This is a genomic window from Pseudomonas sp. SJZ078, from assembly GCF_007828255.1.
Lineage (GTDB): Bacteria > Pseudomonadota > Gammaproteobacteria > Pseudomonadales > Pseudomonadaceae > Aquipseudomonas.
Window position 1 is genome coordinate 1 of the sequence record NZ_VIUG01000069.1, and the last position, 5,691, is coordinate 5,691.

At 63.5% G+C, this 5,691-nt stretch carries 2 protein-coding genes; both read right to left on the minus strand.

Going from position 1 to position 5,691, the window contains the following annotated elements:
- On the minus strand, positions 1 to 1,484 hold a 1,484-nt coding region (locus FBY02_RS27865), incomplete at its 3' end, for a condensation domain-containing protein (protein ID WP_256667500.1).
- A gap of 437 nt (positions 1,485 to 1,921) precedes the next feature.
- A partial coding sequence (locus FBY02_RS27870; RefSeq protein ID WP_144931739.1) for a non-ribosomal peptide synthetase occupies positions 1,922 to 5,691 on the minus strand: 3,770 nt, incomplete at its 5' end.

The following is a 5,691-nucleotide window of genomic DNA, read 5'->3' on the forward strand; positions in this document are numbered from 1 at the left end:
CGCGGCGCGCCAATCCCGCTCACCGCCTGGACGGTGAGGCTGAAATCTTCGCCAAGATCGTCCACCGAGAGCATCAGCGGGTAGTTGGTCCGCTCTTCGCCACCGAGCACCTGGATACCGTCCCAGGCAGACACCGCGTCGGTCGAAGTCGCCGTGCCGGTGTGGCGGTAGTTGAGCAAGGCACTGAACAGCGGCGCGGGTGCGACCACACCGCTGCAACGCTGGGCCAAGGCCAGGGAGGCGTGCTCGTGGCCGAGCAACGCGGTCAAGCGTGCATGGGTCGCCTTGACCCCGGCGCGCACACCTTGCGCACCTACCTCCACCCGCAACGGCAGGGTGTTGATGAACATACCCAGCGCGCGGTCGGCGCCCTCGCCGCCCTGCATCCGGCCCATCAACACGGTGCCGAACACCACATCATCGCGTCCCGACACGCGTCCCAACACCTGGGCCCAGGCCAGGTGGACCAGGCTCGCGGCACTCACGCCGAGCTGACGCGCCTGGCTCCTCAAGCCCTGGCTCAGGCTGCTGGCGAGCGTCAGTGTTGCCTCCTCAATGCCCGCGCTTGCGCCCTGCACCTCTTGCAGGCCGAATGGCAGGGTCGGCTCATCGACATCGCCCAGCATCTCGCGGAAGAACCCTTCATGGGCTTCAGCACCTATGCCCAGGCGCACTTGCGCCACGTAGTTGCGAAAAGGTACCGGCTCGGGCAATGCATCGGCCCGGCCGAGCAGGAATGCCTGCATCTCATGCTGCACCAACTCCAGGGCTGCATGGTCCAGCGCCATGTGGTGGAACAACAGGATCGCCACCCAGCGGCTGTTAGCCCGATCTTCAGCAAAGACCAGACGCATCAACGGCGCCCGGCCCAGGTCCAGACGGTGGTGCCGGGTATCGAAACGCTGGTGCAGTTGCCGCTCGATATCGCCCTCGGCCGGATCGAGCACCAGCTCCTCCAGCGCCAGAGTGGCTTCGCGCCAGACCACTTGCATGGGCTCTTCCAACCCCTCCCACACCACCGAAGTGCGCAAGATGTCGTGGCGATCGATCACGCCTTGCAAGGCTTGGAGAAAATCATCCAGCCGGGCCCGCTGGTCCGCTCCGAACAAGGTCTGCAACACATAGGGATCGCCCTGCTCTGCGGCAAGGTGGTGGTAGAAAATGCCTTCCTGCAAGGGCGCCAGCGGGTAGATGTCCTGAACATTGCCGGCGCCACCGGGCACGCCGTCGACGATCCGGTCGATCTGCTCCTGAGTCAGACTGGCCAGCGGCAACATGTCCGGTGTGATGCGGAACGCCGGACTCAACCAGTTGCCACCGTTTCGCTCCACCAGGGCGAGCAGTTCATGCTTATGGAAGGCCAGACTGTCCCATACCGTGCTCTCCAGCCCTTCGTCATCGCCCTCGATCACAAGGTTTTCGCCATCCTGCTGGAGACGAATCGGGTGCTTGGAAAGCGCTGCCATCAGTTCGCTGAATTGCATCGAAGGACCTGCTTTTCTGGTTCGGAGTGGTTGACGATCAATGTGGTTTGCAGACACGTTTCGCCTGGACGCGAGAGTTGGCAGTGGACCGGCCGATCACCGCGTGCGGGCCAAAGCAATGAATATCGCCATGTTCAACCGAAGGAGGTCCGTCTCCGGGACTGTCTCCTTACAGGCCAAAAAAAAATAGAGCATTCGGTAGGGCATGTCTGTCATGGGAAGCAGGGACAAGTCCCGGCGGGGGGCAGGCGCAGGTAAATCCTGTGGGAGCAGGCCCACCGCTATCGTCGGATCGCCGCCCGGAGCAGGCTCGCCCCCACCCTGGATCGTGAAGGTGCATAACATCGGGGAAACACCCTGAACCCTGTGGGAGCGAGCCTGCTCGCGATGACGTCAGCCCAGCCAACATCGCCACCAGCAGACAGGCTCCCAGGGGTTCAGATACGTCGCTGACGCGTGAGCGCCGGAATCTTCGTCTCGGGCACTTCAATGCGTTGCACCTGCCCCACCGCCGCGGCCACCGACGCCAGCGTCGGCTGACCGAACAACACACGCACATCGGCCTCCATGCCTTCCTTGCGCATGCGTTCGATCAGCGCCACGGCCAACAACGAGTGTCCGCCCAATTCGAAGAAATGGTCATGACGGCCGACGCGCTCGACCTTCAGCAACTCGGCCCACAGCGCGGCAAGTTTCATCTCGGTGTCACCCATAGGGGCTTCATAAAGACGCAGGGAAAACGCGCTGCTGTCGGGTGCCGGCAAGGCCTTGCGGTCGAGTTTGCCGTTGGGGGTCAGCGGCAGTGCGTCGAGGTGTACGTAGGCCACCGGGACCATGTGGGCCGGCAACTGTGCTTGCAGGTGGCTGCGCAGGGTCTCGATGTCCACCGCTTCGGACTGAGTGAAGTAAGCCACCAGACGTTTATCGCCGGGCACGTCCTCGCGGGCCAGCACCACCGCTTCCTTCACGGCGTCGTGCTGGGCCAGCTTGGCTTCGATCTCGCCCAGTTCGATGCGGAAACCACGGATCTTCACCTGGTCGTCGTTACGGCCCAGGTATTCGATATTGCCGTCCGGCAGGTAGCGGCCGAGGTCGCCGGTCTTGTACATCCGCGCGTTCGGTTCGCTGCTGAACGGGTCCTTGAGGAAGCGTTCGGCAGTGAGGTCATCACGGTTCAGGTAACCCCGCGCGACACCGGCACCACCGATGTAGATTTCCCCTGGGACGCCCAGCGGTACTGGCTGTTTGTGTTCATCCAGCAGGTAGAACTGAGTGTTGGCGACCGGTTTGCCGATGTGCGCGGCAAAGCCGTCCTCACGGGCCATCGACACCCAACTCGAATAGGTCGTGGTTTCCGAAGGGCCATAGAGGTTGCACAGACGCTTGACCGAAGTCTGTTCGAACAGCGCCTCCACCAGACTGCGCTTGAGGGCTTCGCCGGCCACGTTGACCGTGTCCACACCCTCGCCCAAGCCACCGGACTCCAGCAGGGCCTTGAGCGCCGATGGCACAGTGTTGATCAGGGTGATGTCGTGCTCACCGTGTTGCAGTTCCAGCACATTAGTGACGACTTCGATGCTGCCGCCGCTGGTCAACGGTGCAAAGCACTCGTACACGGCCAGGTCGAAGTTCAGCGAGGTCGAGAACAGGGTTTTCGACAGGGTTTTCGAGTCAAACGAACGGTGCGCCCAGGTCAGGAAGTTCACCGTGTTGCGGTGTTCGATCATCACGCCTTTTGGCAAACCGGTGGAACCCGAGGTGTAGATCACATAGGCCAGATGCGCCGAGGTCAGTTCTGGCACCTGCGGATTCGAGACGGGCTCGTCCTGCCAGAGCCCGCTACCCAAATCAATCACCGGCATCGAAGCTCCGGCCAACAACCCGAGAGTCGCCGTCTGCGCCAACACCGCCGCCGGGGCGCTGTCCTGAAGCATGTAGGCAATCCGATCCGCCGGATACGCCGGATCCAGCGGCACATAACCGCCACCCGCTTTCAGGATCGCCAGCAACCCGACCACCATGTCGAGGCCACGCTCGACACAGATCGCCACCCGCGAATCCGGCCGCACACCCTGCCCGCGCAGGTAATGCGCCAACTGATTGGCCCGCTCGTTCAACTCGGCATAGCTCAGGCGCTGCCCGCCATGCAGCACCGCCAGTGCATCCGGCGTGCGCTGCACCTGTTCCTCGAACAACCCGTGAATGGTCTGTTCCAACGGATATTCAGCGTCGGTGGCATTGAACGCCACCAACAACTGCTCGCGCTCCGCTGCGGGCAGAATCGGCAGATCGTGCAGGGGGGCGTCCGGTGTCTGCTCGAGCATTCGGACCAACCCTTGCAACGCCTGCTGCACATAACCGCAGATGCGTTGTGCGCCCATCCGTGCCGGCGTCATGACCGTGAAGCTGAACGCCTCGCCCTGGTCATCGACATTCAAGGTCAGCGGATAGTTGGTGCGTTCCTCGCCGCTGAGTATCTGGATACCTTCCCAGGCCGACAACGCCTCGGTCGACGCCGTTGCCCCGGTATGACGATAGTTGAGCAAGGCGCTGAACAACGGCGTCGGCGCCTCCACGTCGCTGCACCGTTGCGCCAGGGCCAGGGAGGCGTGCTCATGGCCGAGCAACGCGGTCAAGCGTGCATGGGTCGCCTTCACACCGGCACCGACAGCGGTTTGCCCCAGGCTCACCCGCAACGGCAAGGTATTGATGAACATGCCCAACGCACGGTCGGCGCCCTCGCCGCCCTGCATCCGCCCCACCAGCACGGTGCCGAACACCACGTCGTCCTTGCCCGACACCTTGCCCAGCACCTGTGCCCAGACCAGGTGATACAGGCTGGCGGCGCTGACGCCCAACTGACGGGCCTGGGTTCGCACCCGGCGACTCAGGTCCCCGTCGACATCCTGGCGAACCTCTTCGATACCACTGCCGTCACCTTGCACATCCTGCAAGCCGAACGGCAGCGTCGGTTCGTCGAGGCCACCCAGCATGTCGCGGAAGAACGCCTCGTGGGCCTCGCGGCTCACCCCCAGGCGCGCCTGGGCCACGTAGTTGCGGTATGGCACCGATGTTGGCAAACGCTGGGCCTGGCCAAGCATGTGCGCCTCGATTTCCGCCGCCAGCGCAGCCAGGGAAGTGGCATCGTCCACCAGGTGATGGAACAGCAGGATGCCCACCCAGCGCTGGTTCGCCGGGTCTTGCGCATAAGCGATGCGCATCATCGGCGCCTGGCGTACATCCAGGCGGTAGTGCCGCGGATCGAAGCGCTGGTGCAGTTGCGCGGCAATATCGCCTGCCGTCGGGTCCAGTGCTACCGCTTCCATAGCCAGCTGCGCGTTACGCCAGACCACCTGCACCGGCTCGGCCAAGCCTTCCCAGACCACGCCCGTACGCAGGATGTCGTGGCGGGCAACGACCGCTTGCAACGCTTGGGCAAAATCTTCCAGACGGGTAAAACTGTCGAAACCAAACATCACGTATTGCAGGTAAGGATCACCCTGGGCCGCCGCGAGGTGGTGATACAGAATACCCTCCTGCAAAGGTGCCAGGGCGTAGATGTCCTGCACATTGGCGACGCCGCCGGGCACAGTGGCCACGATCCGGTCGATGGCCTCCTGGTCCAGATCGGCCAGGGGCAGCATGTCCGGGGTAATCCGTGAACAGTCGTGCGGGATCCGGTTGACCGGCACCACGACGTCCGTGCAGGTACCGACAGCAGCAGCCAGCGCAGCCAGGGTCGGCTGGCCGAACAGCACCCGCACATCGGCGGACAGTTCGACCTGGCGCATGCGTTCGATCATTTTCACCGCCAGCAGCGAGTGCCCACCCAGCTCGAAGAAATTGTCGTGGCGACCGATCCGCTCCAGATCCAGCAAGTCTTGCCAGATGCCGGCAATGGCGACTTCGACTTCACCCTGCGGCGCTTCGTACTCACGGCTAATCACCGACGCCTGGTCCGGTGCCGGCAACGCCTTGCGATTCAGCTTGCCGTTGGGGGTCAGCGGCAATGCCTCAAGCTGCACATAGGCCGCCGGCACCATGTGTTCCGGCAGTTGCGCTTGCAACTGAGTCCGCAGGGCTTCGATCTCGATGCGGTGCTCGTCACCGTACACGGTGAAGTACGCCACCAGCCGCTTGGCCCCCGGCACGTCTTCGCGAGCCAGCACCACGGCTTCCTTGATCGCCCCGTGCTGGGCAAGCTTGG